22 protein-coding genes are annotated in these 25,924 nt (G+C 34.7%); 15 read left to right on the forward strand and 7 right to left on the reverse strand.

Annotated features, from left to right (window positions below):
* The first annotated feature begins 3 nt into the window (after positions 1-3).
* The 4 genes from ASE40_RS06760 to ASE40_RS06775 all read left to right on the forward strand — a co-directional run bounded on the left by ASE40_RS06760 (position 4) and on the right by ASE40_RS06775 (position 3,616).
* A complete protein-coding gene (locus ASE40_RS06760) occupies positions 4-567 on the forward strand; it encodes a 2'-5' RNA ligase family protein (protein WP_057116203.1) in 564 nt (187 codons plus the stop codon).
* A 177-nt stretch (positions 568-744) separates the two neighbouring features.
* Positions 745-1,668, forward strand: a complete 924-nt coding sequence (locus ASE40_RS06765) for a helix-turn-helix domain-containing protein (protein ID WP_057116204.1) — start codon at positions 745-747, stop codon at positions 1,666-1,668.
* 318 nt (positions 1,669-1,986) lie between these two features.
* Entirely contained in the window at positions 1,987-2,712 is a 726-nt protein-coding gene (locus ASE40_RS06770; RefSeq protein WP_057116205.1) for an SDR family oxidoreductase, read from the forward strand.
* A 139-nt stretch (positions 2,713-2,851) separates the two neighbouring features.
* Positions 2,852-3,616: an SDR family oxidoreductase gene (locus ASE40_RS06775; protein WP_057116206.1), complete on the forward strand. Its 765-nt coding sequence runs from the start codon at positions 2,852-2,854 to the stop codon at positions 3,614-3,616.
* Between the two features lie 248 nt (positions 3,617-3,864).
* Here the strand turns inward: ASE40_RS06775 and ASE40_RS06780 are convergent, their stop codons facing one another.
* The 4 genes from ASE40_RS06780 to ASE40_RS06795 form a co-directional block, all read right to left on the reverse strand.
* Complete coding sequence (locus ASE40_RS06780) at positions 3,865-4,317, reverse strand: hypothetical protein (protein WP_057116207.1); 453 nt, start codon at positions 4,315-4,317, stop codon at positions 3,865-3,867.
* A 59-nt stretch (positions 4,318-4,376) separates the two neighbouring features.
* A complete protein-coding gene (locus ASE40_RS06785) occupies positions 4,377-4,850 on the reverse strand; it encodes a hypothetical protein (RefSeq protein WP_057116208.1) in 474 nt (157 codons plus the stop codon).
* Between the two features lie 136 nt (positions 4,851-4,986).
* Positions 4,987-5,691: a LytR/AlgR family response regulator transcription factor gene (locus ASE40_RS06790; protein WP_057116209.1), complete on the reverse strand. Its 705-nt coding sequence runs from the start codon at positions 5,689-5,691 to the stop codon at positions 4,987-4,989.
* Complete coding sequence (locus ASE40_RS06795) at positions 5,688-6,725, reverse strand: sensor histidine kinase (protein WP_057116210.1); 1,038 nt, start codon at positions 6,723-6,725, stop codon at positions 5,688-5,690. Before ASE40_RS06795 ends, ASE40_RS06790 begins: the two co-directional genes overlap by 4 nt.
* Before the next feature lie 175 nt (positions 6,726-6,900).
* On the opposite strand from ASE40_RS06795, the gene ASE40_RS06800 reads away from it, so the two are divergent.
* The 6 genes from ASE40_RS06800 to ASE40_RS06825 all read left to right on the forward strand — a co-directional run bounded on the left by ASE40_RS06800 (position 6,901) and on the right by ASE40_RS06825 (position 15,341).
* Entirely contained in the window at positions 6,901-8,286 is a 1,386-nt protein-coding gene (locus ASE40_RS06800) for a TolC family protein (protein ID WP_057116211.1), read from the forward strand.
* 10 nt (positions 8,287-8,296) lie between these two features.
* Positions 8,297-11,581, forward strand: a complete 3,285-nt coding sequence (locus ASE40_RS06805) for an efflux RND transporter permease subunit (protein ID WP_057116212.1) — start codon at positions 8,297-8,299, stop codon at positions 11,579-11,581.
* On the forward strand, positions 11,571-12,659 hold the full coding sequence (locus tag ASE40_RS06810) for an efflux RND transporter periplasmic adaptor subunit (RefSeq protein WP_057116213.1): 1,089 nt from the start codon (positions 11,571-11,573) through the stop codon (positions 12,657-12,659). The genes ASE40_RS06805 and ASE40_RS06810 overlap by 11 nt, the downstream gene beginning before the upstream one ends.
* 314 nt (positions 12,660-12,973) lie before the next feature.
* Entirely contained in the window at positions 12,974-14,491 is a 1,518-nt protein-coding gene (locus ASE40_RS06815) for a hypothetical protein (RefSeq protein WP_198530109.1), read from the forward strand.
* Between the two features lie 23 nt (positions 14,492-14,514).
* Positions 14,515-14,811: a carboxypeptidase-like regulatory domain-containing protein gene (locus tag ASE40_RS06820; protein ID WP_128414945.1), complete on the forward strand. Its 297-nt coding sequence runs from the start codon at positions 14,515-14,517 to the stop codon at positions 14,809-14,811.
* Between the two features lie 176 nt (positions 14,812-14,987).
* Positions 14,988-15,341 carry a carboxypeptidase-like regulatory domain-containing protein gene (locus tag ASE40_RS06825; RefSeq protein ID WP_057116215.1) on the forward strand — a complete coding sequence of 118 codons (354 nt, stop codon included), beginning with the start codon at positions 14,988-14,990 and terminating at the stop codon, positions 15,339-15,341.
* Positions 15,342-15,495: 154 nt separating this feature from the next.
* Here the strand turns inward: ASE40_RS06825 and ASE40_RS06830 are convergent, their stop codons facing one another.
* Positions 15,496-15,732: a hypothetical protein gene (locus ASE40_RS06830; RefSeq protein WP_057116216.1), complete on the reverse strand. Its 237-nt coding sequence runs from the start codon at positions 15,730-15,732 to the stop codon at positions 15,496-15,498.
* Positions 15,733-16,183: 451 nt separating this feature from the next.
* On the opposite strand from ASE40_RS06830, the gene ASE40_RS06835 reads away from it, so the two are divergent.
* The gene (locus ASE40_RS06835) at positions 16,184-16,816 is read left to right on the forward strand and encodes a hypothetical protein (RefSeq protein WP_128414946.1); all 633 of its coding nucleotides are present in this window, start codon (positions 16,184-16,186) and stop codon (positions 16,814-16,816) included.
* Between the two features lie 260 nt (positions 16,817-17,076).
* On the opposite strand, the gene ASE40_RS06840 is transcribed toward ASE40_RS06835, so the two are convergent.
* Positions 17,077-17,625 carry a type 1 glutamine amidotransferase domain-containing protein gene (locus tag ASE40_RS06840; RefSeq protein WP_057116218.1) on the reverse strand — a complete coding sequence of 183 codons (549 nt, stop codon included), beginning with the start codon at positions 17,623-17,625 and terminating at the stop codon, positions 17,077-17,079.
* Positions 17,626-17,853: 228 nt separating this feature from the next.
* The gene (locus ASE40_RS06845; RefSeq protein WP_057116219.1) at positions 17,854-18,288 is read right to left on the reverse strand and encodes a cupin domain-containing protein; all 435 of its coding nucleotides are present in this window, start codon (positions 18,286-18,288) and stop codon (positions 17,854-17,856) included.
* 590 nt (positions 18,289-18,878) lie between these two features.
* On the opposite strand from ASE40_RS06845, the gene ASE40_RS06850 reads away from it, so the two are divergent.
* The 4 genes from ASE40_RS06850 to ASE40_RS06865 all read left to right on the forward strand — a co-directional run bounded on the left by ASE40_RS06850 (position 18,879) and on the right by ASE40_RS06865 (position 25,660).
* Entirely contained in the window at positions 18,879-19,472 is a 594-nt protein-coding gene (locus tag ASE40_RS06850) for a TetR/AcrR family transcriptional regulator (protein ID WP_057116220.1), read from the forward strand.
* Between the two features lie 247 nt (positions 19,473-19,719).
* Complete coding sequence (locus ASE40_RS06855; RefSeq protein ID WP_057116221.1) at positions 19,720-20,937, forward strand: efflux RND transporter periplasmic adaptor subunit; 1,218 nt, start codon at positions 19,720-19,722, stop codon at positions 20,935-20,937.
* A gap of 12 nt (positions 20,938-20,949) precedes the next feature.
* Positions 20,950-24,114, forward strand: a complete 3,165-nt coding sequence (locus tag ASE40_RS06860) for an efflux RND transporter permease subunit (protein WP_057116222.1) — start codon at positions 20,950-20,952, stop codon at positions 24,112-24,114.
* A 127-nt stretch (positions 24,115-24,241) separates the two neighbouring features.
* Positions 24,242-25,660: a TolC family protein gene (locus tag ASE40_RS06865; protein ID WP_057116223.1), complete on the forward strand. Its 1,419-nt coding sequence runs from the start codon at positions 24,242-24,244 to the stop codon at positions 25,658-25,660.
* The last annotated feature ends 264 nt before the right edge of the window (positions 25,661-25,924 follow it).

Raw genomic sequence — 25,924 nt, forward strand, 5'->3', positions numbered from 1 at the left:
GCAATGGAAAAGAAATATTCAGTTGTTTTTCATCCCTCACAAGATGGAATTGAGATAATCAAAAAACTAAAATTAGAATTATTCAATAAAATTGGATGGTATGGCAGCTGCAATTCTGTAGCACATATTACAATTGGTGGATTTAAAGCGAGTGAAAATCAGCTTGAAAAATTCATACAAAAGCTTTCTAAAATCGCTGACACTTTAATTCCAATACAAATTTATTTAGATCATTTTGATGCGTATGAGGAAAGTCGGGCTTTCTTTATATCTCCTAATGAAGATTCTAAAGTAAATTTAAAACCTATGATGAAAAAAATTCAGGAAACACTTCTGATTTCCAGTAAAGACAGAAGCGACGATCCTCATATTTCAATAGGACGAAATCTAACGCCTGAAAACATCAAAATTGCCCGTGATTTATTCACTACAATTAACATGGAATTTTTATGTGATGCTATTATACTAAGAGAATTTGATCCGATTAAAAAACAATATTTTATCTTAGAAATATTTCCTTTTGGCAGTAATCCTCAGCCAGAATTAATTCAGGGAAGTTTATTTTAACCGCAAGGTTCGGAATGATTTACGCAAAGAACGCAAGTTTTCTTTTTGAACTTTACGAGAAAACCTTGCGTTCTTTGCGGTTAAATAAACACAAGCAAAGCAACATGAAACTAAAAAAACCTGAAACCTACAACTAAAAAAAATGTTTCGTATATTTGAATTTTACAATTCTAAAATATGAAATCCCTAGATTCATTTTATAAAGATATTACCGAAGGTTCAACTGTAGAACCTAACTCCTTATTGCCAAATGACATTCAAAAAGAAATTGGTCATTTTAATGTATTTGATATCAAAGAGCTTTTGGAACGCATGAAAGAAAAGCCTGGAATGCCTTATGACAGAAGGGCTTACTACAAAATAAGTTTGATTCGCGGGAAAAACAGAGCCGAATATGCCGATAAAATAATCGATATAGAAAAGCAGGGATTATTATTTGCAACGCCAAAAATTCCGTACAACTATTTACCGCAGGACACCAACCAATCTGGACAGTTTTGTGTTTTTACCAGTGAATTTTTATCTAAAAACAAAAGCGGAATCGATTTGGACGAACTTCCGATTTTCGCTTCAGACGGTTATCCTATATTTCAATTATCTGATGAAGAAGTTGAAGAAGTCGCTTTGATTTTCAACAAAATACAAAAAGAAATCAATTCTGATTATATCTATAAATACGATTTAATTCGAAATTATGTTGCAGAATTAATTCACTTCGGACAAAAATTACAGCCTATTACAGCGCTGTATTCTAAACACAATTCTGCTGCGAGAGTTTCTTCTTTATTTGCGGAATTACTTGAAAGACAATTCCCAATTGAATCTCCAAATCAAAGATTAGAATTGCGCACTGCCAAAGATTTTGCATCTAGACTATCAGTTCATGTCAATCATTTAAATAAGGTTTTAAAGGAAAACACTGGAAAAACCACAACAGAATTAATCAGCAGCCGATTAACAAACGAAGCTAAAATCCTTTTGAAACAAACAGATTGGAATATTTCTGAAATTGCCTATTCACTTGGTTTTGAAGAATTAGCGCATTTTTCTAATTTCTTTAAGAAACAAACGTCGTTGACGCCTTTGGCTTTTAGATTGTAGATTGTTGATTTTAGATTTTAGATTATACAATTACGCGCAATACTTGTCATTGCGAGGAAACGAAGCAACCGCACTAGTATGAGTACCTGTAGCAAGTGAGATTGCTTCGTTCCTCGCAAAGACCATGCTTTAAGTATATTCTGTGCGTGTCCTTCGACTTCGCTCAGGAATACATAAAATAAGAATTGGATTTTTGGAATTTAAAAAAAATGAATTTCAGGTATCTGATTTGAATTTCGCAAACATCGGTTTGATATTTACAATTCCCAAATCTACTTTGCTCCTACCTTTGTCTTATCAATTTAAAAGATCGAAAAGATGAATTTATCAAACAACAAAATTTTAATTACAGGAGGTGCAAGCGGGATCGGACTTGGACTTACTGAACGATTTATTCAAGAAAACAATACCGTTATAATCTGCGGCAGAAGAGAATCTGTTTTAAACGAAGTAAAAGCAAAATTTCCATCGGTGATAACAAAAGTCTGCGATTTATCTTTAGAAGAAGAAAGAATCGAACTTTACAAATGGATTTCTGAAAATCATCCGGACTTAAACGTATTAATCAATAATGCTGGAATTCAAAAATGGATTTCTGTTACAGATGCTGGTTTTTACGAAAGTATGAAAGCTGAAATCGCAACGAATATCGAAGCTCCTTTACATTTAACTTCTTTATTTATTGAGTTGAAATCTTTACAAACAGTTATGAATGTAACTTCTGGATTGGCGTTTTCTCCTTTTGCAAAAGTTCCGGTTTACTCGGCTACGAAAGCGTTTTTCCGTTCGTTTACGATTTCACTTCGTCATTTATTAAAGGCTAAAAACATCGAAGTAATCGAAATTATTCCGCCGGCACTTAATACAGATTTGGGTGGAGTTGGTTTACACGATGCACATCCAAGCGTGAGCGATTTTATTGTTTCTATTTTTGAACAATTAAAAGAAGGCAGAACAGAACTTACTTTTGGAACAAGCGAAACCAGATTAAACGCAAGTGTGCCAGAATTGAAGGCATCATTTGAGGCTTTGCATTCTAATTAAGTAAAATGTTGAATGTGAGATGTGAGATGCAAAAAAGGAATCCTACCTTAAAAAAACATGACAAAAATTTCACATCCCATTTCACATCTTACAACTAACATTTTACATTTTACATTTCACAAATTAACAATTATAAAAAATGGCAGTAAATACAAAAATAGCTCTGGTTACAGGAGGAAGCAGAGGTTTAGGAAAAAATATGGCAATTGCAATAGCAAAAAAAGGAATTGACGTAATTATCACTTACAACAGTAAAAAAGAAGAAGCTGATTTGGTGGTGAAAGAAATCGAAAATTTAGGTCAGAGAGCGGCTTCGCTTCAATTAAATGTGGCTGAGTCTAGTACTTTTGATTCATTTTTTACAGCAGTCGAATCAACTTTAAAAAGTGTTTTCAATACTGATAAATTTGACTTTTTGGTTAACAACGCTGGAATCGGAATTCACAATTCATTCATTGGAACAACTGAAGCTGAGTTTGATCAATTGACTAATATTCAGTTCAAAGGTCCGTTTTTCTTAACTCAAAAAGGATTAAATATAATGAATGACGGCGGCGGAGTCGTAAATATTTCTACTGGTTTAGCTAGATTCTCGTTCCCTGGTTATGCTGCTTATGCTGCAATGAAAGGGGCAATTGAAACCTTAACTAAATATCAGGCAAAAGAATTAGGTGCTAGAAAAATCAAAGTAAATGTTGTTGCCCCAGGCGCAATCGAAACGGATTTTGGCGGCGGAGTGGTTCGCGATAATGAACAAATGAACCAACAAATAGCTTCTGTAACCGCTTTAGGAAGAGTTGGTTTACCTGACGATATTGGTGGTGTCGTAGCTTTTTTATGTACTGAAGAAGCTCGCTGGATAAATGCACAACGCATTGAAGTTTCTGGTGGGATGATGCTTTAAGTTAATGGTTAATGGTTGATGGTTAGTGGTTAATGGTTAATGGTTAATGGTTAATGGTTAATGGTTAATGGTTAGTGGTTGATGGTTAATGGTTGATGGTTAATGGTTGATGGTTAGTGGTTGATGGTTAGTGGTAATTTTTTTAACTTTTAACTTTTAACTTCTTAACCCATAAAAAACAAAACCCGATAAGCTTTAAAAACTTATCGGGTTTGTCATTTCAAAATATATTTGAATTAGTAAGAAGTTTACCTAATTTGGATTCTTTTATAAAATTCACCGTCTTGATCGAAAACTAGATTATAAAACTTTGCATCTTTTACTACTCCGGCTTCATAACTTTTTATATTTAAATTATTTACGACAGCAAAAAATTGCGTCAAAGACTTAACAGGATAATTTTCTTTCAGATAAGCTTGTGCTTTTTTCGGCAGTTTGGTTAATAATGTTTGTGTTTTGTAAGCTTTAAAATTTCCTTCTTTATCATATCGGGCAAAAGCAATTGTTTTTGCTGTTTCATTAAATTTTGCTTCAAAAATGATATCTTCATTTTTACCGTATTCAATATCCCAAACTGGTTTCTTTTGCGGATATTGGTTTTCAAAAGCTGTTCTAATATTTTCTGGCGGCACTATAATCCCATTTTGGCCAATTAGAAAATTACTATAAATTACAAAGGCGAATAAAATAATTTTTCTCATGCTTAGATTTTAAATTAAAAATATAAAACTAAACAAATATTGATAATTTTCCTACAAAATTAATTTTTCTCTACTATCACATTAAAACCACCGTCTTTATCAAACTGGATATCATAGAATTTGGCGTCTATTTCAATTCCAACTTCATAGGTCGTTATTTTTTTATAATCTACAACAACTGCAATTTCGCGAATAGCTTTGGCCGGGTAATTTTTCTTTAAATAGGCTTGTGCTTTTGGCGGCAGCTGGCTTAAAGGAATTTGTAATTCATAAGCTTTCATAGCACCCAAATTGTCGTAAACCGCTAATGCTTTGGTTGTGTTATTTACATTATATCGTGCTTCGTAACGAATTTCATCATTGTCATCTCCCACATATTCTTCGGCCCAAACTGGCACTTTACCTGGATATTCCTTTTCAAAAGCAAGTCTCACAACTTCTGGAGGTGTAACTACTTTTTTCATATTCGTTCCTTCTTGTGCAATTAAAAAACTGCTGCATAAAAAAGTAAAAGTCAAAAACACGTTTTTCATGGCTTCATTTTTTAAATTAAACTTTAAATAACGTATTAAAAGTACTACTTTTTAATTAAGAACAAATGAAGTGAACAACATTTTTAACGAATGCAAATTAATCATCTTAAAAACAAACACTTAAACAGAAATCAATTTATAATTCCAGCTTTTTTAATCTATCGGTTAGTTCTCTTTTATAAGTAATTCCTATTGGAATTTTTTCATTTTTAATTACCACAAAATCTTTTTCAGTAACCTCAATTTTATCTAAGGCAACTATATACGATTTATGAATACGCATAAAACTTTTTTCTGGCAGGCATTTATCAAATTCAGTTGTTGTAATCGATGCCAGATAAGTCCTTTTAATTGTATGCAGTTTTACATAGTTCCCAAAACTCTGCGCAAACAAAAGCTGATCTAATTCGATATTCATTAAGTAGCCGTCGACTTTCACATTAACCGAATTAATTGCTTCTTCTGGTTTTTGTTTTCCATTTTCTGTGGCAAAAAAACGATCAATTGCTTTTAAAAATCTTGGAAAATAAATCGGTTTCAGCAGATAATCAATCACGCCGTAATCGTAACTTTCTAAAGCAAATTCAGAATAAGCGGTTGTCAAAATAGTTTTTGGATGTGTTGGAAGAATCTTCAGCAGTTCCATTCCAGAGATTTCAGGCATATTAATATCCAAAAACATCAAATCAACAGTATTTTCTCTGAGATAATTCATTGCTTCAATACCATTATAACCCTGAAAAACCAATTCTAACTGCGGATTCTGTTTGATGTAATTCGCCAAAACATAATGCGCCGCTGGTTCGTCGTCTACAATAATGCATTTTTTTGCGTCTCTCATCCTACAAACTTTTTAAGTTGTATTTCCAAATCAACAATATAAGTCTGTTTATCGTCTTGAATATCTAATTTATAATCTTTCCCATAAATTAAATTCAAACGTTCGATTGTGTTTTTTAAGCCGATTTTAGTCGAAATCACATCGTTTTTCTTCGGAATCGAATTGGTAACATGCAGATGTAGTAATCCTTCCTTTACCGTAATCGTAATTTTTACATAGCAGTTTTCTATTGCACAAGTTCCATGTTTAAAGGCATTTTCAACAAATGCAATTAAAAGCATTGGCGAAATTTTATAAGCATTTTCGTTGTCAATATCAGCATCAAATGTAATGTCACAGCGATAGCCAACTCTTTCTTTTTCAAGCTGTACATAACTGTTTATAAACTCCAATTCATCTTCCAGAGACACAAATTGCTTGCCGTTACTTTCCAGCTGATAACGCATGAGCTGCGAAACCTTCATAATCAAATCTGGTGTTCGGTCTGGAAATTGAAGACTGATTCCGTAAAGTGTATTAAAAGTATTGAACAAAAAATGCGGATTCAATTGTCCTTTCAAAGAATTTAACTGCATTTGATTGAACAATAAAGCCGCATCGGTTTGTTTTCTGTGAATACGATAAAATTTAAATACAATTATCGGACTCAGAATACAGACTAAAGTTCCTAGAACGCTGGCCAATTGATAAGCGTAACTTCTTTGATGCGAGTTTTGATACAAATGACATTTGGCAAACATATCCAGCATTGTGATTTCGTACAATACAACAGAAAATACAAAAACGCCAAACAATGTCAATATGATATACGTAAAAGGTTTGTTTGCTTTGAATAAAATGGGAAGGAGAAAGAAACGGTTAAATTGGGCGTGCATGTATAAAATACAATAGAAAAATACCCCCATTAAAATAGAAATGAATGAACTAAATAACATCCAATCATTTTTTAAGGTATAAATTGTAAATGAAAAAAGGACAACGGCAACCTCCTGCCACCATTTGTTATCCAATATGTTATCGACTTTTTTGTTCATTCTTAATTTGGAAATAGGTTACAAAGTACGAACAAATATTTAATTAATTTTTTCAAAAAATGACAAATTCAATTCGTCATTTACTAGTGCAGTACATCACTTAACCTGACTTTTATCAGCGTAAGAGAAATAAATTTGTTTCATCAAAAAACATTTCATATCACACCTTGAGTTTATGTATTTCAAAAAAATTACCATTTTATTTTTATTGATTTTTGCCTCAATCGGTTACTCTCAGACCCTTTCTTTAAAAGAAGCAATAAAAACTGGGCTTGAAAACTACGGTTCCATCCGAGCAAAAAACAATTACACCAATGCATCAAAAGAGACTCTAAAACAATCTCGTCGTGATTATCTGCCTAACTTAAATTTGTCGGCGCAGCAAGATTACGGAACTGTAAATGGTCAAAACGGACCTCTTTATGGTTTTGGAGGACTTGGAGTTGCTTCATCAGGACTTCCGTTACCTGAACAAAACTGGAACTCAGCGTTTGGCGCGCTTTATCTGGTCAACATGAACTGGGATTTTTTCACATTTGGAAAAATGAAAGAAAAAATCAATTTGTCTAAGATTGATGTTCAGACCAAAGAAAAAGATTTAGAGCAGGAAAAATTCCAACAGGAAATCAAAATTTCTGCTGCTTATCTTAATTTATTAGCCAGCCAAAGATTATTGATTTCGCAGCAAAAAAATCTAGACCGCGCAGAAATTTTCAAAAAGACAGCTGTTGCCAGAGTTAAAAACGGATTATTAGCTGGCGTAGATTCTACACTAGCAACTGCAGAAGTTTCTAAAGCTAAAATTGCTTTAAACTTAGCTAGAAATTTTGTCAAAGAACAAAACAACAAATTAGTTGATTTGATGGGTGTTGCGCCTCAGGATTTTGTTACAGATACTCTTTTTGTAACTCAGATTCCAAAAGAACTAATTAAAGGAAATGTGGCAAATGACAGTCTGCATCCGTTATTGCAATTCTATAAAACGAGAATTGATTACAGCAACCAGCAGGTTAAATTATTCAAACGTTTTTATTACCCAACAATGAGTGCTTTTGGTGTTTTACAAACCAGAGCTTCAGGATTTGAAAACAGCTATGCAACCGACCAAAATGCTTTCAGCAGAAATTATTGGGACGGCGTAAATCCAGATCGTACAAACTATTTGATTGGAGTTGGAATTACGTGGAATTTAACCACGCCGTTTAGATCCAGTAAACAAGTCAGCGCTCAGAAATTTGTTTCTCAGGCTTTACAGGAAGAATACAATCAGGCGGATAGAGAATTGAAATCACAGCTCAATTTTGCCGAAGATAAGATCAGAATTACTTTAGAAAATTATGCCGAAGCGCCTATTCAGGTTGATGCGGCAAAAAGAGCTTATTTGCAAAAATCCACTTTATACAAAAACGGTTTAACCGACTTAACTGATTTAACACAAACAATGTATGTTTTGAATCGTGCGGAAATTGATCGTGATATTGTTAACAATAATGTATGGCAGTCGTTTTTGCTGAAAGTTGCAGCAACTGGCAATTTTGACTTATTTATAAATGAATTTTAATTAGATCCAAATGAATTTAATACGTTTTGCACTCCGCAAGCCCATTTCCATATTAGTATTGGTTGCGGGTCTATTTTTCTTCGGAATTGGTGCCATCAAAGACATTAAGGTAGATATTTTACCGAAAATGAATTTGCCGGTTATCTATATTGCGCATCCTTTTGGAGGTTACACGCCAGACCAGATGGAAGCTTATTTTGCCAAGACTTATGTCAACATTCTGCCTTTTGCCAATGGTGTAAAATCGGTAGAAACTAAAAATATTCAGGGGTTAATGATCATGAAATTAACCTATTATGAAAACACAAACATGGCGCAGGCAGCAGCCGAATTGAGTTCGCTTTCGAACAGAATTCAAGCGGCATTTCCACCGGGAACACAGCCTCCGTTTATCATTCGTTTTGATGCTTCTTCACTGCCGATCGGACAATTGGTTTTGAGCAGTAAAATACGTTCAAACAACGAATTACAGGATTTAGCCAACGTTTATGTCCGTGCTTCGTTTACTTCGATTCCAGGATTATTGTCTCCGGCACCTTTCGGCGGAAGCCCAAGAACAATCGAGGTTAACGTTGACCCAGATTTACTGCGTTCGCATAATATGACACCAGATCAGGTTGTAGAAGCGATTCGTGTCAACAACCAAACGGCTCCGGGCGGAAACGTGCGAATGGGCGACAAAAATTATATCACGCCGACCAACAATACAATTAAAGAAGTTAAGGATTTTGAAAACATTCCGTTATTCAAAGGAAGCGTTCAAAACTTAAAATTAGGCGATGTAGCGACTGTAAAAGATGGTGCCGATATTACTGCGGGTTATGCTTTGGTAAACGGAAAACGTTCAGTTTATATCAGTATTGCAAAAGCTGGAGATGCTTCGACTTGGGATGTGGTTCAGAAATTAAAATCAGAACTTCCTAAAATTCAGAGTACATTACCAGAAGACGTAAAATTATCATACGAATTTGACCAGTCGGTTTATGTAATCAACTCGGTTAAAAGTTTAATTACCGAAGGAATTATCGGTGCGGTTTTAACGGGTTTAATGGTTTTATTATTCTTGGGAGATAGACGTGCAGCGTTAATCGTAATTTTAACGATTCCGATTTCGATCATTTCGGGAGTTTTATTCCTGAAATTATTTGGGCAGACGATCAACTTAATGTCGCTATCAGGATTGGCTTTGGCAATTGGTATTTTGGTGGATGAAAGTACGGTTACGATCGAAAATATTCACCAGCATCTCGACATGGGAAAACCAAAGGCACTCGCCATTTGGGACGCCTGTCAGGAAATTGCTTTACCAAAATTATTGATTTTATTGTGTATTCTTGCCGTATTTGCACCAGCATTTACAATGGTTGGTATTCCGGGAGCGTTGTTTCTGCCTTTGGCTTTAGCAATCGGATTTTCAATGGTAATTTCGTTTTTACTTTCACAGACTTTTGTGCCTGTAATGGCCAACTGGTTAATGAAAGCGCATCCAAAACACGATCATACGCCGGAAATTACAGACGATGAAGCTGAATTTAATGCCTGCGGCTTAACTCCAGAATCTGAAAGAGAGCTTATTACACAGAAAAAAAATTATGTAGAAAAAGACGATACAAACAGCGACGGAAAAATAGGTGCATTTGAGCGTTTTAGAATCCGCTTTATGAGAACGCTGGATCGATTATTCGTTCATAAAAAAGCAACTAGTATTGTATATCTGGTTTCTGCAACGGTTTTAGCAATTGTATTAATTACTTTTATAGGTAAAGATGTATTTCCTAAAACCAATTCAAGTCAGTTTCAACTGCGACTTCGTGCTCCAGACGGAACTCGTTTAGAAAGAACAGAAGAACAGGCTGTGATTACATTAAAAGAATTGAAGAAAATGGTTGGCCCGGAACATATAGGAATTTCTTCTGTGTATGTCGGACAGCACCCGTCTTTATTCTCCATCAACCCGATTTATTTGTTCATGGCAGGTTCGCATGAAGCTGTTTTCCAGGTAAGTTTAAAAGATTATCATGCCGATATGGATGAGTTTAAAGACGAGTTCAGAGCAAGATTGAAAAAAGTACTGCCAGACACTAAAGTTTCTTTTGAACCAATTGAATTAACGGATAAGGTTTTAAGCCAAGGTTCTCCTACTCCAATCGAAATTCGAATTGCAGGAAAAGATAAAAAACGAAATGAATTATACGCCAATCAAATTGTTGACAAATTAAAAGCAATTTCATATTTCAGAGACGTTCAAATAGGACAGCCGATTCATTATCCTGCAATGAATATTGATATTGATAGAACCCGTGCAGCAGAATTAGGCGTAGACATGAACGATATTTCACGTTCGCTTGTGGCTTCAACCTCATCATCAAGATACACCGAAAAAAATATGTGGGTTGATGAAAGAGCGGGATTATCATACAACGTTCAGGTTCAGGTTCCGTTGAACCAGATGAAAAGTAAAACCGATATTGGAGAAATTCCGTTATTGAGAAACTCGCTTCGTCCTGTTTTAAGTGACGTTGCTAAAATTACACCCGGATTTGTAAGCGGTGAAAATGACAATTTAGGGGCCATGCCGTACATTACCGTTACTGCAAACATCAACCAAACCGATTTAGGTACGGCTACAAAAGATGTAGGCAAAACAATTAGTTCTCTTGGCGAATTACCACGTGGTTTGTTTATCACGCCAATTGGACTAAGTACTGTACTGACTGAAACATTAAGTAGTTTACAATCAGGATTATTGGTTGCCGTTTTTGTAATCTTCTTAATGTTGGCCGCTAATTTCCAGTCGTTCAAAGTTTCGTTAGTAATCTTAACGACAGTTCCTGCGGTAGTTTTAGGAGCCTTATTAATGCTGACTATTACAGGTTCTACACTAAACTTACAGTCGTATATGGGAATTATTATGTCGGTTGGGGTTTCGATTGCCAATGCCGTTTTATTGGTTACGAATGCCGAACAGCTTCGAAAAATAAATGGCAATGCCTTAGAATCTGCGCGTGAAGCTGCTGCACTGCGTTTGCGTCCAATTATCATGACTTCTGTTGCGATGATTGCGGGAATGCTGCCAATGGCAATTGGCCACGGCGAAGGAGGCGATCAGGTTTCTCCGTTAGGAAGAGCGGTTATCGGTGGACTTTTATTTTCTACTTTTGCCGTATTATTAATCCTTCCGCAGATTTTTGCCTGGGCACAAGAAAAAACAACGACACAATCTGTTTCTTTAGATCCCGAAGACGAAGAAAGTATCCATTATATCTCATCATTAAAACCAAAAAATGAACACTAAAATTATAAAATACAGCCCGCTGTTTTTAGCAGCATTATTTTTTCTGAACAGCTGTAATTCAAAGAAAGAAGAAGTTGTTACGGCAGAAATTGAACCTAAAACAGAAACGTTTCTTTTAGAAAAAGAAAAACTGACTACAGAATTGCGTTTACCAGCAGAATTAACGGGTTTCCAACAGGTAGATTTATACGCCAAAGTGAGCAGTTTCGTAAAATTATTAAAAGTTGATATTGGAACGAAAGTAAAAAAAGGACAGCTTTTGATTGTGTTAGAAGCGCCAGAAATCAGTTCGCAATTGGCTGCAGCCGAATCAAGATTGAAATCGATGGAAGCGATTTATGCAACAAGCAAAAGCACCTACAACCGTTTGTATGAAACAAGCAAGGTTGAAGGAACGATTTCTAAAAACGATTTAGAAATGGCAAGCGGTAAAAAGAATTCTGATTACGCACAATATCAGGCTGCGGTTGCGGCACACAAAGAAGTGGGCATTATGAGAGGTTATCTAGAAATCCGCGCTCCTTTTGACGGTGTTGTAGCAGCTAGAAATGTGAATTTAGGAACTTACGTTGGTCCAGCCGGAAAAGGTTCTGATCTGCCTTTGTTGACGATTCAACAGCAGGATAAATTGCGTTTGGCGGTTTCTATTCCAGAATTGTATACGGGATATTTACACAATGGCGACGAAATGAGTTTTAATGTAAAATCGCTGCCAGAAACTTTTAAAGCGAAAATTACCAGAATGTCTGGTGCTTTAGATTTAAAACTGCGTTCTGAGCGTGTTGAAATGGACGTTATCAATACCAAAAAAGATCTTTTACCTGGAATGGTTGCCGAAGTTTTATTGCCTTTAAACGCAAAAGACAGCACATTTGTAGTTCCGAAATCGGCGGTGGTGAATTCTGCTGAAGGTTTATTTGTGATCAAAGTTTTGAACCACAAAGCAACAAGAGTCAACATTAAAAAAGGAAGAGAAATCGACGATAAAATCGAAATATTCGGTGATTTAAACCCGAAAGATAAACTGGTAAAAATTGCCAGCGAAGAAACTAAGGAAGGCGATACAATAAACGAATAACCTGCGTTTAAGTCTTCATTTTAGTGATTATTAATTACTGTACGCATTTTTATGAATGCAAATTTAAAAATTTGCCTAAAAGGACGGCGCTGTTAAAGTGCCGTCCTTTTTTTATTTTCACAATTCACATAAGGTTTAAATGTTTTGTATTAACATATAAATAAACTTATTTTATTATTTTAATGTCTTTTAGTGGTAGCTTATTTAAAACATTTAAGAATATATTTACAAAACAAACTTATTTTCACCACAATATTTTACGACACCTACGTGGAAATTTAGATAGTGGAGAAAAACATTAACAGGAATCAATTATGACAATTTATAGAAAATCTAAAGGCAATTATGAACAACATGAAGAAGTTGAAATTTTTACTAAAAAATACACTTCAAATGTTGGAGGAAAGGCATCAATGACAGCTAGTGGTCAAACTTATTTTGGAAAGCCAGAAATCTATTCGGGGTCTCAAAAATTAGATTTCGAACTAGATCTTAAATTAGATAAAGAAGAAGAAACAGTTGTTCCTTTTGGAATTTTAGATTTTAAAAACAATCCTGAAAATCCTTTTTTTAATTTTAAATACACCTTAAAAAACAGTGATATAGATTCTTTGGATTTTAAAATTACAGATGAGAATAATGAGGTAATTTATCAGATGGGATATTTAAAACCAGTAATCATATTAGCACAAAAAAAGCCCCTTATTCTTTTTGAAGCAAAAAAAACAACACAAGGACCGCTTATTTCAAAAACATGGGGATATCAAAAACTTTTTGCGCCCTATGTTTTGTCAGAACCAGATTATACAAAAAGAGGCGAATATCACTTAAATTGGGATGGTTTTGACAATGACGAAATCTATGACAGTACAAAATTTGCGGGTAAAAAACTGAAAGCGCAGATTATAGCAACTAAGGAGGGCAAAGTAAAAACGAAAGAAATTGAATTTGAAGTCTCATACAAAGAGGTTGATTGGGTAGATGTAATAATTAATCGAAACACAAAACGTATAGATGTTACACTCAGAGTAAACCTTACTGATGGCGGAGAAAATGGATTAACATGCCAAACCATAAATGCAAATATGTATGGAACGCCTGCGAGGACAGTTTGCGATTGGGATAAAATTCCCCCTTCCGTTTTAAATCCAAATAATCCCGTTATTAAAAGCAGAACAAGAAGCTTTTCAGATTTAGAAAAATTAGCTTTAGATGGATTAAATTATCATTGGGGGCGAAATAGAAATCATGCAGTAGCAAAAAATATAAATATTAATGGAGATTTATTTGAATTATATATAAATACTTTCAATGTTAAAGAAAACACAATGAATACCGTTAAGCTAACTTACAATACCAATAATGATTGGATGCGTTCAGGAAATCCAAGTAAAGTTAGAGATGTTGTATCAACTTTTGGAAAATTAGTATCAGGCGAGAGAATAGCATATAATATTGGATATTTGAACAATGTTGACTGGTATGAAATATCTAAACAAAATTGGTATTATTCAGATGCAAAGAAATATAAAGTTGATGAAAATTTTTCAGATACATCAGCGCATGAGATAGGTCATACAATTCTCCAAGCGTATGGTGGAACTGAGTATTCTTATACTCATGCAGGAACTTCTGATATAACACAAAGAGTTATCAAAATTAGCGATGGAGGAAAAAGTTATTTTAATGAATTGAGAACAAAAGGAGAAATAAATTTGATGTATTATTATGAAGATGAACCATGGTCAGGAAATCGTGATTATGCAAAATACGCTGCATCCGAAGAAGATGTTTTAAGTTTACTGTGGTTAACAAAAATAAAAGTATCATGAAAAATTATTTAATTATTTTCATTATGAATATCTTTTTTATCTCATGTAATTATGAATCAAAATACGGCTTTGTATACAATACTACAAAGAATGTTCCAATTGAAAATGTAAAAGTATATGATGTCGATAATAATATTACAACTTATACAGATAAAGATGGTTATTTTAAATTGCCATATACTAAAAATTATCCATCAAAGTTAGTTTTTATTGCAAAAGGCTATAAAATTGATACCCTGCCTTCTTATGGATGTAGTAATTCAGGAGAAACATCAAACAAATGTTTTAAAGGACAAAGAATTTATCTTTCGCAAGATTAAAATAAAAGATAGTAATAAAATCCTAAATTTCCTCTATCAGGAGAAATAGACATCATGCCTTATCATTCTGATAACATATTAGGAGGTAAATTTAAACAACCTAATTTTTATAAAAGAAGAGTGGCTTCTGAAAATGATGTATTGGGGTTAATATAGTTAACTAAATTAAATATATTATGATGAATAGGTATATTTTACTATTATTCTATTTAGTCTGTTCTTGTAAAAATGATAAATACAATGGATATGTTTATGATACTAATTGTAAACCTTTGAAAGATGTTACGATCTATAATATACACAGTAAGAAAGCAACGATCACAAATGAAGCAGGTTATTTTGAACTTGATAAAAATCATGATGTATCAAGTAAATTAATTTTTAAAAAGGATGGATTTTCTATAGATACAATTGTGGCTATTGAGATACGAAATGGAGAACAACAAAAAGAACGCTTTACAGGCGAAGTTATATTTTTACTTAGTGAAAAATACAAAGATTCAATCTATAAAATAAATGGGTCTAAATAGAGGAGTAATATTTGAGAATGACGACTATGAGTAATATGATTAAACCAGATAGCGCGGATTTGAAATCTGCACCCGCAAAGTAATGAACACATTATATCCTTAAGAACTAAAACCTCGATCCTAAAAAAATCGAGGTTTTTCCATTTTATCAACCTTAGTCCTCACTCAAATAAGGATTCAAAATCTCCGCCAATTCATTGAGCCAATAATAATTGTCTTCAAAATTTAAAAGTCCAATTTGGAGTGTTTCGTGTTGTCGCGTTACGCCGAGAGCTAAAATGCAATTTACTTGTCTTAATATTTTAGCCATATCTTCGGGATCTATAATATGGTTAAAAAAATCAATCAGCCTTGTTTCGGCTTCTTTGGAAAGGGTGTTTTTTGTACTCATAATGTCGTAGTATTAGGAATATAAAAAACCCTTGCATTTTAGTGTTCCTAACGCCTACGACAGCGTTTACGGTCGTTTCCGATACCGTACACATAATACAAGGGCAAATCTTGTTCTAATTTAAAGTCGTAATTATAGGAACTTCAAATGTAAGAAAACTTTTTAAAAAGAAAGATTTTTCTTTCAATTAATATATTACTATTATCAAATATAAGAAATCTATATTTCAGCAGGCATTTATCGCATTTTTGTCATTTCGATCCCGAGGCTTCGGGAGAGAAATCTTAGCGAGAAACTCTACAAAGATTGGCGATCTAGATTGCGGAGCTACTTGTGGAGATTTGCTTCGCCTGTGCACTATGACTTAGGTCAAAATAACAAGATTGTAAAAAAACACAAACAATTCCAAAGCCAAAATCTCTAAAAATATTCCTATTTTTGAATACAAAATATGACAAACTTTAATATGATTAACAACATTAGTGATTGGGAAGAAAAACAAAAAGGTTATTTAGTTGTATCTGTATTGTGTCTCATTTTCGGAACTTATTTTTTTATCAAAGTCATTAGTGGAAGTTATGTCATAGAACAATCAGATCTTGAAGTTTATGAAAACCTGATCATTTCAAACGCTCCTAAATTCAAAGAAAGAAAAGGAAAAAGAAGCAGAAAATGGATAGAATTTAATTGCATTAATAATCAAAGTACTTTTGAGATTGCTGGTTATGACTATAGTTGTGTTAATGATCAAGAAGTTATAAATGAAATAAAAACTGGAGATACCATCTCCATTGCTATTTTAAAAGATGATTTGAATGATTTCAACACACAAAATTCTTGTGAAATTCATTCGCTGGTAAAAAATGATAAAGAATACCTCGATCTTAGATGCAGAAATGAAGTAGACACTGGAGGAGGAAAAAGAATTTTTCTGATTTTGTTTTCGATCTCTATTTTGACAGCCATTGTATATTCTCTTCCTAAAAAACCTAAACTTTTTGATATAGTCGATCCTATACTGATAGTTGGAATTGGATCAATAATACTTGCTTTCATTATTTATTTGATTACATTAGAATTATAGATAACGCATTGAAAAACCAAAAACATTGAAACAAATCCTTGATCCATAAGATCGAGGTTTTTCATGCAGTAGTTAGAAAAAATAAGCTAAGTCGTCAATCCTTGTCGATATGCGCGTGCGATCCTTCGTCCCTCAGGATGACAAACCGCATGTAAACATTTGTCTGACAGATCGAAGTCAAAGCACCACAATTTTATCACAAAAAAAATGCAAGACCAATTTTGGTCTTGCATTTTTGTTACTTAAGAAATAAAAAAAAATTACACTGTCTGACGCTCGTGTTTTCCTTCTTTAATTTCTTCTACCATTTTTTTATTAAAAGCAGGTAAATCATCAGGGTTTCGGCTGGTTACTAAACCATTGTCTACCACCACTTCTGAGTCTTCCCATTGTGCTCCGGCATTTTTCAAATCATTTTTAACTGAAAAGAACGAAGTTACTTTTCGACCTTGTAAAACATCCGCATCTACCAGAATTTGAGGACCATGGCAAATAGCGGCTACTGGTTTTTTACTTTCAAAAAATGAACGGACAAAATTTACTGCAGCTTCTTCTCTTCTTAATAAATCAGGGTTTATAACTCCTCCCGGAAGAACCAAAGCATCGTAATCGGCTTCATTTGTCTGATCTAATACCACATCGACATTATATTCTTTGCTCCAATTTCCGTCTTTCCAAGATTTAATAGTTCCTGATTTCAAACTTACAATATCTGCATTCCAACCTTGCTCTTCCAGATAGGCTTTAGGAGATGCTAATTCTGATTCTTCAAAACCGTTTGTTGCTAATATGGCTATATTCTTTTTCATAATTTTAAATATTTAAAATGTGATTAATTTTGATTTACCTAAAATTACTTATTTGAAACAGCCAGAGAAAGCGGACAGTGTTAAACCTTTCTTTAATAAAAGTTAATTAATTGAAATCCAGATTTTTATTAAAAATTAAAATGAAATTATATAAAATAACTGTCATGTTAGTTCCCTATTTTATAGGATGACAAACTTAGAGAACGATTAAAAATCATATTAAAGGAATTACCTCAAATCCTTTTTAATAACCAAATATTTTAAATCGGTAGTTCCAGCATTTTTGATTCCGTGTTCCATATTTGAGGGGCAGTAAAAACTCGTGTTCGGACCTGCGATTTTGGTTTTTCCGTCAAGGTAGAATTCGGCTGTGCCTTCGAGGATATAGAAAAATTCTTCTTCGACGTGATGGTGTGGCGCGTGTGTAGATTTGCCAGGTTCTACTATACTCATTTTGAGTGTGTTTTCCTGAGTGAAGTTTTTATCGCCAAACCAATATTGATAACCTACCTTGGTTTTTGTTGCTTTTTCTAATTCGAAATGATTGACACAGTTTTCAATTGTGTATTGCGGCTGTGCGGTTTCTTTTTTGGTTTCCTGAGAAAAAGTCTGCTGGAAAAATAAAAGAGTAATTGTGGTTTTTAGGATGGTTAGTGGTTTCATTTTTTTTATTGTAATGTTACGAAAAAAATTAATACAGGTGGTTTTGCTCAGTCCGACAAAAGAAACAATTACTATTTCATTAAAAGTCCCAGCGGGACGAAATATTATAGAAACAATTAATTACATTTTGATAGAGCCCCAGTGGGGCGAAATATCTCTGTTGATTTTGATAATTATTATATCGCTCCGCTGGAGCTTTTGTAAACCGCTATTTAACAATCTATAAATATTTCATTCCTCTGGAATTTTACCTTCGAGAAAATCATTGATGGTAAAATTTGAAAAGTTCTAATGAAAAAGATACGTTCTCGTCTAGCCCCGATCGAAATGGTATCTTTTTGTGGTCTCGTTTCTTTAACGAGACTACAAAAAATATAATGGAGAGCGGGACAAATGGTCTTAAAAACTAAAAAATGTCTGCTCCTTAAAATAATCAGCCAGACAAAAACTTGAATAAAATAAGGGCTTTCCGAAGTTTTTTAAATCAATCTATGACACGATAAGAAAATATTATGATAAAAATATTTCATAATTAGAAAAACCGCCATACATTTGCCTAACAGTGTTAAACAATTTAATACTCGAATATAATGGCTAGTAAAGATCGAATTTTAAGACAAAAAGAAGAGACAAGGAACAACATCCTTGGGGCTGCTTATGATATCGTGAAAGACGAAGGCTGGAATGGTTTGAGTATGCGTAAAATTGCCGATAGGATCGAATATACTGCTCCTATTATTTATGAATATTTCTCAAATAAGGAAGCAATACTAGAAGAACTGACTGGCAAAGGTTTTATGAAACTGGCGAAAGAGTTACAAACTGCTAAAGCCAAATTTGAAAAACCCGAAGATCAGTTAGAAGCCATGTGGATGACTTACTGGGACTTCGCTTTTACTAATACTGAAATGTATCAGTTAATGTTTGGTGTTCAAATGACCTGCTGCGCACAGCGATGTTCGGCTCAGGAAGCACCTTACAAATTGTTCACAGGTGTTATTGCTGAAATCATGAAGGACAGCAACCCTAGTGAAGATATCATCAAACAAAAATATTTTACTTTCTTTTCTGTTATTCATGGTTTAATCGCCATCAATATCATCAATAAAAGTGATATTTTAGAAACAATAAATGCTCAGATTTTGAAAGATGCCATTGGCGGTATCATCAAATCTATACAGTAAAAAAATTTTCAATTTTACTTAACGGTGTAAAATGATTTAAACAGGATAATATAAAATCCTTTTTTTTATAACATTCGCTTAACACTGTTAGAAAATTTAATAAAGGTAGTAAAAGCTCTTTTTTAGACTCTTACTTAACAATGTTAGATAATTTAATACCGATTTAGAATAGAATTGGAAAGGGCTTGCTGTATAAAAATTTGTGCAATTTTACTTAACAACGTTAGATAATTTAATTCAATTAAATATGAATCCCGAGAATGCCAGAATACCAAAGAATTTAATCCGAGAAAATGTTCAACCAATTAAAACCACTATGAAAATGAAAAATGTAATTATAACCAGTTTTATTCTGGCCCTAGTATTAAGCAGCTGTGCCGATAAAAATCAGGCGCCTACTGCTCCGCCTCCACCGGTTTTACCTGTGCTGGCTATTACAAGTGCAAACACTACAACTGACGCTGAATATCCTGCTGCAATACAAGGAACTGTTGATGTTGAAATTCGCCCGCAAGTAAGCGGAAACCTTGACAGAATTTTTGTTGACGAAGGTGCGTATGTAAGCAAAGGACAAACTTTATTCAAAATCAATGAGCGTCCGTTTCGTGAGCAGTTAAACAATGCTTTGGCAAGTCTTCACGCTGCAGAAGCGGCTTTAATCAACGCTAATTTAGAAGTAGATAAACTTACTCCGCTGGTTCAAAACAAAGTAGTTTCTGACTATCAATTGAAAACGGCTAAAGCTTCTCAAAAAATTGCTGCTGCGAATATCGAGCAGGCAAAAGCAATGGTTGGTTCTGCTAAAATTAATTTAGGATACACAAATGTGACAGCTCCGGTAAGTGGTTACATTGGAAGACTGCCTAAAAAACAAGGAAGTTTAGTTTCTGCTGCTGATGTTGAGCCTTTAACGACTTTATCTGACGTTCATGAAGTATTTGCTTATTTCTCTTTAGGGGAAACAGATTTCATCAACTTTAAATCACAATACGCAGGAAGTTCTTTAGGTGATAAAATCAAAAAACTGCCTCCGGTTACTTTGATTTTGGCTGATAATAACGCTTATCCTCAAACTGGAAAAATCGATATGGTTGACGGTCAGTTTGATAAAACTACAGGAGCGATCACCATTAGAGCAACTTTCCCCAATGCAAACGGAACTTTACGTTCTGGAAACACAGGAAGAATTCGTTTAGGGTTACAACACGACGATGCGATTTTAGTACCGCAAGCCGCTACGATTGAAATGCAGGATAAAGTATTTGTTTTCACCGTAGGCAAAGACAACAAAGTAACCAAAATGCCAATTACAGTTGTAGGTAAAAATGGTACCAATTATTTAATTAAAGATGGTGTAAAAACGGGTGATCAAATCGTAATGAGCGGTATTGACAAACTTCAGGACGGACAGGCGATTCAACCTGAAAAAGCTGCAAAAGTTGCCCAAGTAACTAATAAAAAATAATTCTAAAAGACAATGTTCAAAATATTTATACAAAGACCTGTACTGGCAACCGTAATTTCCATTTTATTGGTAATTCTGGGGGTATTGGGTTTAACTAAACTGCCTTTACAACAGTTTCCTGATATTGCGCCTCCATCGGTTTTGGTAACGGCGGTATATCCTGGAGCCAACGCAGAAACGGTTTTACGTTCTGTGGCACCTTCTATCGAAGAATCAATAAATGGTGTAGAAAACATGACTTATATGAGTTCTACAGCCAGTAACGACGGTACTTTAGCGATTACGGTTTTCTTTAAGCTTGGAACAGATGCCGATCAGGCTGCGGTAAACGTACAAAACAGAGTTGCTCAGGCAACGAGCCAGCTTCCTGCGGAGGTTGTACAGCAAGGTATTGTTACGGCGAAACAGCAAAACAGTTTCATCATGGCGATTGGTATGTACACAGAAGATGAATCGAAATATGATCAGACTTTTGTGGCCAACTATGCGCAGATTAATATTATTCCGGAACTAAAACGTATCCCGGGTGTAGGTTCTGCTAGTATTTTTGGTGGTGTAAAAGATTATTCTATGCGTGTTTGGTTGAATCCAACGCAAATGTCGACTTACAAAGTAACGCCAAGCGAAGTTATGGGAGCGATTCAGGACAAAAGTTTGGAAGCGGCTCCAGGGAAATTTGGAGAGCGAAGCAAAGAGGTTTTTGAATACGTTATTAAATACAAAGGAAAATTAACCAAACCAGAAGATTATGAAAATATTGCTATACGTTCTAATGCAGATGGCTCAGTACTTCGCTTAAAAGATGTAGCGAGAGTTGAACTTGGTGCTTACTCTTACAACAGTTTAACTCGTTTAAATGGTAAAAAAGGAATTGTAATTGGTGTTATTCAGTTAGCGGGTTCTAACTCGAATGATATTCAGATTGCTATTAACAAAATGATGGAAAAGGCTTCTAAAGATTTTCCAAAAGGCATTAAACACAATATTTTCTATAGTACAAAAGTATCTCTTGACCAATCTATCGAACAGGTTGAGCATACGTTAATAGAAGCTTTTATACTGGTATTTATTGTGGTATTTATCTTCTTGCAAGATTTTAGATCAACATTAATTCCGGCTATTGCTGTACCTGTAGCAATTTTAGGAACGTTCTTCTTCATGCAGTTATTCGGATTTTCGATCAACCTTTTAACGCTTTTCGCATTAATTCTGGCGATTGGTATTGTGGTCGATGATGCCATTGTGGTAGTCGAAGCGGTGCATGCGAAAATGGAGCACAAACGTTTGTCTCCAAAAATCGCAACCCATGAAGCAATGCACGAAATAACGGGTGCTATTATCTCGATTACGCTGGTAATGGCTGCTGTATTCCTGCCGGTTGGTTTTATGGAAGGCTCAACAGGAGTTTTCTATCGTCAGTTTGCCTTTACGATGGCAATCGCAATTGTAATTTCGGCTGTTAATGCCTTAACATTGAGTCCGGCGCTTGCTGCTTTATTCTTAAAGGATAATCATGGATCTCACGATCATGGCGCGCCTTATGAGAAAAAAGGATTTAAAGAAAAATTCTTTACCGCTTTCAACAGCAGTTTTGAATCGTTGACAAACCGTTACGTTGGCGGATTGAAATTCTTAATCAGAAGAAAATGGTTGAGCTTAGGCGGATTAGCTTTAATTACTGTTGCAACAGTAATTATGGTGAAAACAACTCCAGCAGGATTTATCCCAACAGAAGATCAAGGATTTATTGCTATTGCAGTAAATACACCTTCTGGAACATCATTAGACGGAACTCAAAAAGTAATGACTGAAGCTGAGAATACTTTAAGAGGTTTAGATGCTTCTCGATTTGTAACAGCGATTTCAGGTTTCAACTTATTGACAAATTCAACAAGTCCATCTTCTGCAGTAGTTTTCGTATTGCTTAAACCAAATGAGGAACGAGGCGAAGTGAAAAATATTGACGAAATCATGAATCAGGTTCGTGGTAAACTGGGCGCTATTTCTGGCGGAAGTTTCTTCGTATTCAGTTTCCCAACTGTTCCTGGATTTAGTAACGTTGAGGCTTTAGATTTGGTTCTTCAAGATAAAACGGGAGGAAAACTGGATAAATTCTCTGGAATCTCTCAAAACTTTATCGGCGAATTAATGAAACGTCCAGAAATTGCTGTTGCTTTTACCTCTTTCAAAGCAGATTATCCGCAATTACAATTGGAAGTTAATGACGAAAAAGCAAATCAGTTAGGCGTTAATGTAAAAGACATTTTACAAACGATGCAGGCTTACTTTGGTAGCGCTCAGGCCTCTGATTTCAACCGATTTGGTAAATATTACCGTGTGGTTGTTCAAGCCGATATCGAAGACAGAGCTGATCCAACTGCTATTGACAGAGTTTTTGTCAAAAACAAAACAGGCGAAATGGTGCCAATAAATACTTTAGTGAAACTAACCCGTATTTATGGTTCTGAAACCGCTTCTAGATACAATTTATTTAATTCAATTTCGATTAATGCGATTCCGAAACCAGGATTTAGTTCGGGAGATGCCATTAAAGCCATTGAAGAAGTAGCAGCACAACAATTACCTGCAGGTTACGGGTTTGAATTCTCGGGCCAGACTCGTGAGGAGATTTCTTCCGGAGGACAGTCTGCAACTATATTCTTACTGTGTTTGATATTCATTTATTTCTTACTTGCTGCACAGTATGAAAGTTACATTTTGCCTTTGGCTGTAATCTTGTCAATCCCTGCAGGTATTTTTGGAGTATTCGTAGCGATTGGTTTAACTGGAATCGAAAATAACATTTACGTACAAGTTGCGCTCGTCATGCTGATTGGACTTCTTGCTAAAAATGCGATTTTGATTGTCGAGTTTGCCGTTCAAAAACGAAAATCGGGACAAGCTTTAGTCAGAGCTTCAATCGATGCAGCAAAATTACGTTTGCGACCAATTATCATGACGTCTCTTGCTTTTGTAGTAGGTTTAGTGCCAATGATGAGTGCCAAAGGTCCATCTGCACAAGGTAACCACTCTATCAGTATCGGGGCAGCTGGAGGGATGCTTTCAGGAGTAATTCTAGGTTTGTTTATCATTCCGGTGCTCTTCATCATCTTCCAGCATTTACAAGAAAAGGTTTCTGGAAAACCAGTTGCCGTAATTCATAATGAAGAAAAATAAAATATGGAAAACTATATAACAACAGCTTTAGTAGCCATTATCATTGGCATCGCTTATATATCGTACAGAATCTCAAAAGATCTTGAAACCAGAAAAGATACTTGTACAGAAATCTAATAACAAAACAATGAAAAATCATATAACCAAAATCGTGACCTTCGCCATTCTGATCACGACCTTAATATCCTGTAAAGTTTCGAAGGATATTGAAACTCCAAAAGATGCATTTCCTGAGAATTTCAGGAATGCATCGGTTTCGAGTGATACAACCAGTATTGCCGATTTGGAGTGGAAAAATTTCTTTACAGAAAAAGATATTATTAAACTAATTGACAGTGCCGTTGCGAGAAACAACGATCTTCAGATTGCCGAAAAAAACATCGAAATTGCGCAATACAGATTTACACAATCTAAATGGGGAAATGTACCTCAGGTTAATTTATTTGTAAATGCAAGCACAAGTAATCCGTCTGACAATAGTTTTACTGGATTGAATTTAAACCAAGCAATTGGTGCCAAACATATTGACGACTATTCTGCTGGAGCTTCTCTTTCTTGGGAAGCTGATATTTGGGGAAAGATCAGAAACCAAAAGAAAGGTGCTTACGCAGGATATCTTCAATCTGAAGAAGTAAAAAAAGCTTTGCAGACGAATATTGTAGCAAACGTTTCAAGAGGATATTACAATCTTTTGATGCTGGACGCACAATTGGAAATTGCCAGACAAAATCTAAAATTAAACGATAGTACAACAAATATTATCAAATTAAAATACGATGCTGGTCAGGTAACGACATTGGCTATTCAACAATCTGAAGCACAGAAATTAAACTCAGCGCAATTGATTCCGTTATTAGAACAAAATATTGCGATTCAGGAAAATGCTTTGAGTGTTTTAACGGGATCTTTTCCAAATTCAAAAGAAAGAACAATTCGTTTAAGTACTATTGATGTCAAACACAATACAGCAATCGGAATTCCGTCTTCATTAGTAAGCAGAAGACCCGACGTTAAAAGTGCTGAATTAGCTCTGAAAGTTGCCAACGCAAACGTAGGAATCACAAAAGCCGATTTATATCCAGCTTTAAGAATCACTGCGCAAGGCGGATTAAATTCTTTCGAAACCAGCAATTGGTTCAACATTCCAGCTTCTTTATTCGGAACGGTTGCGGGAGGTTTAACACAACCGCTTTTGAACAATAAAAGAGTAAGAACGCAATATAATATCGCTGTAGCGGAAAGAGAAAAAGCAGTTTTAAATTTCAGACAATCGGTTTTGGTTGCCGTAAGCGAAGTTTCTGACGCTTTGGTGAAAGTAGAGAAATTACAACAGCAGGAAACTTTCTTAAAAGAAAAAGTAAAAACATTACAGCTGGCTATTAAAAATGCCAACCTATTATTCAAAAATGGTATGGCAGAATATCTGGAAGTTTTAACAGCACAGGCAAATCTTTTGCAAAGCGAACTAGAACTTGCTGATATTAAAAGACAACAGCTTACAGCCAATACAGATTTGTACCGCGCTCTGGGCGGAGGCTGGAAATAATACCCGTTACCCGTTAATTATTTATTTTTTGAGATGAAAACGCTATGAGACCTTTGGGTTTCATGGCGTTTTTTAGTTTTTTTAATTTGCCACGAAGGCGCTAAGGCACGAAGTTTTTTTAAGCCTCTCGCTGATTTTATTTTATCTCATTTTATGTCATTGCGAGAAACGAAGCAACCACACTAGCATTAGTGATTCAGCAAATGAGTTTGCTTCCTTGAAATGACAAATCTGACTCAAAATTTAGCTATTTTTGGTAAGCTT

This window comes from Flavobacterium sp. Root935, from assembly GCF_001429295.1.
Classification (GTDB): Bacteria; Bacteroidota; Bacteroidia; order Flavobacteriales; family Flavobacteriaceae; genus Flavobacterium.

Excerpts from the sequence above, each read along its gene's own strand:
- ASE40_RS06790 (WP_057116209.1), bottom strand. The coding sequence starts at position 5,691 with ATGAGAGACGCAAAAAAATGCATTATTGTAGACGACGAACCAGCGGCG.
- ASE40_RS06815 (WP_198530109.1), top strand. The coding sequence starts at position 12,974 with ATGACAATTTATAGAAAATCTAAAGGCAATTATGAACAACATGAAGAA.
- ASE40_RS06775 (WP_057116206.1), top strand. The coding sequence starts at position 2,852 with ATGGCAGTAAATACAAAAATAGCTCTGGTTACAGGAGGAAGCAGAGGT.
- ASE40_RS06810 (WP_057116213.1), top strand. The coding sequence starts at position 11,571 with ATGAACACTAAAATTATAAAATACAGCCCGCTGTTTTTAGCAGCATTA.
- ASE40_RS06780 (WP_057116207.1), bottom strand. The coding sequence starts at position 4,317 with ATGAGAAAAATTATTTTATTCGCCTTTGTAATTTATAGTAATTTTCTA.
- ASE40_RS06830 (WP_057116216.1), bottom strand. The coding sequence starts at position 15,732 with ATGAGTACAAAAAACACCCTTTCCAAAGAAGCCGAAACAAGGCTGATT.
- ASE40_RS06805 (WP_057116212.1), top strand. The coding sequence starts at position 8,297 with ATGAATTTAATACGTTTTGCACTCCGCAAGCCCATTTCCATATTAGTA.
- ASE40_RS06760 (WP_057116203.1), top strand. The coding sequence starts at position 4 with ATGGAAAAGAAATATTCAGTTGTTTTTCATCCCTCACAAGATGGAATT.
- ASE40_RS06855 (WP_057116221.1), top strand. The coding sequence starts at position 19,720 with ATGAATCCCGAGAATGCCAGAATACCAAAGAATTTAATCCGAGAAAAT.
- ASE40_RS06800 (WP_057116211.1), top strand. The coding sequence starts at position 6,901 with ATGTATTTCAAAAAAATTACCATTTTATTTTTATTGATTTTTGCCTCA.
- ASE40_RS06820 (WP_128414945.1), top strand. The coding sequence starts at position 14,515 with ATGAATATCTTTTTTATCTCATGTAATTATGAATCAAAATACGGCTTT.
- ASE40_RS06825 (WP_057116215.1), top strand. The coding sequence starts at position 14,988 with ATGATGAATAGGTATATTTTACTATTATTCTATTTAGTCTGTTCTTGT.
- ASE40_RS06865 (WP_057116223.1), top strand. The coding sequence starts at position 24,242 with ATGAAAAATCATATAACCAAAATCGTGACCTTCGCCATTCTGATCACG.
- ASE40_RS06795 (WP_057116210.1), bottom strand. The coding sequence starts at position 6,725 with ATGAACAAAAAAGTCGATAACATATTGGATAACAAATGGTGGCAGGAG.
- ASE40_RS06840 (WP_057116218.1), bottom strand. The coding sequence starts at position 17,625 with ATGAAAAAGAATATAGCCATATTAGCAACAAACGGTTTTGAAGAATCA.
- ASE40_RS06835 (WP_128414946.1), top strand. The coding sequence starts at position 16,184 with ATGACAAACTTTAATATGATTAACAACATTAGTGATTGGGAAGAAAAA.
- ASE40_RS06785 (WP_057116208.1), bottom strand. The coding sequence starts at position 4,850 with ATGAAAAACGTGTTTTTGACTTTTACTTTTTTATGCAGCAGTTTTTTA.
- ASE40_RS06845 (WP_057116219.1), bottom strand. The coding sequence starts at position 18,288 with ATGAAACCACTAACCATCCTAAAAACCACAATTACTCTTTTATTTTTC.
- ASE40_RS06860 (WP_057116222.1), top strand. The coding sequence starts at position 20,950 with ATGTTCAAAATATTTATACAAAGACCTGTACTGGCAACCGTAATTTCC.
- ASE40_RS06765 (WP_057116204.1), top strand. The coding sequence starts at position 745 with ATGAAATCCCTAGATTCATTTTATAAAGATATTACCGAAGGTTCAACT.
- ASE40_RS06770 (WP_057116205.1), top strand. The coding sequence starts at position 1,987 with ATGAATTTATCAAACAACAAAATTTTAATTACAGGAGGTGCAAGCGGG.
- ASE40_RS06850 (WP_057116220.1), top strand. The coding sequence starts at position 18,879 with ATGGCTAGTAAAGATCGAATTTTAAGACAAAAAGAAGAGACAAGGAAC.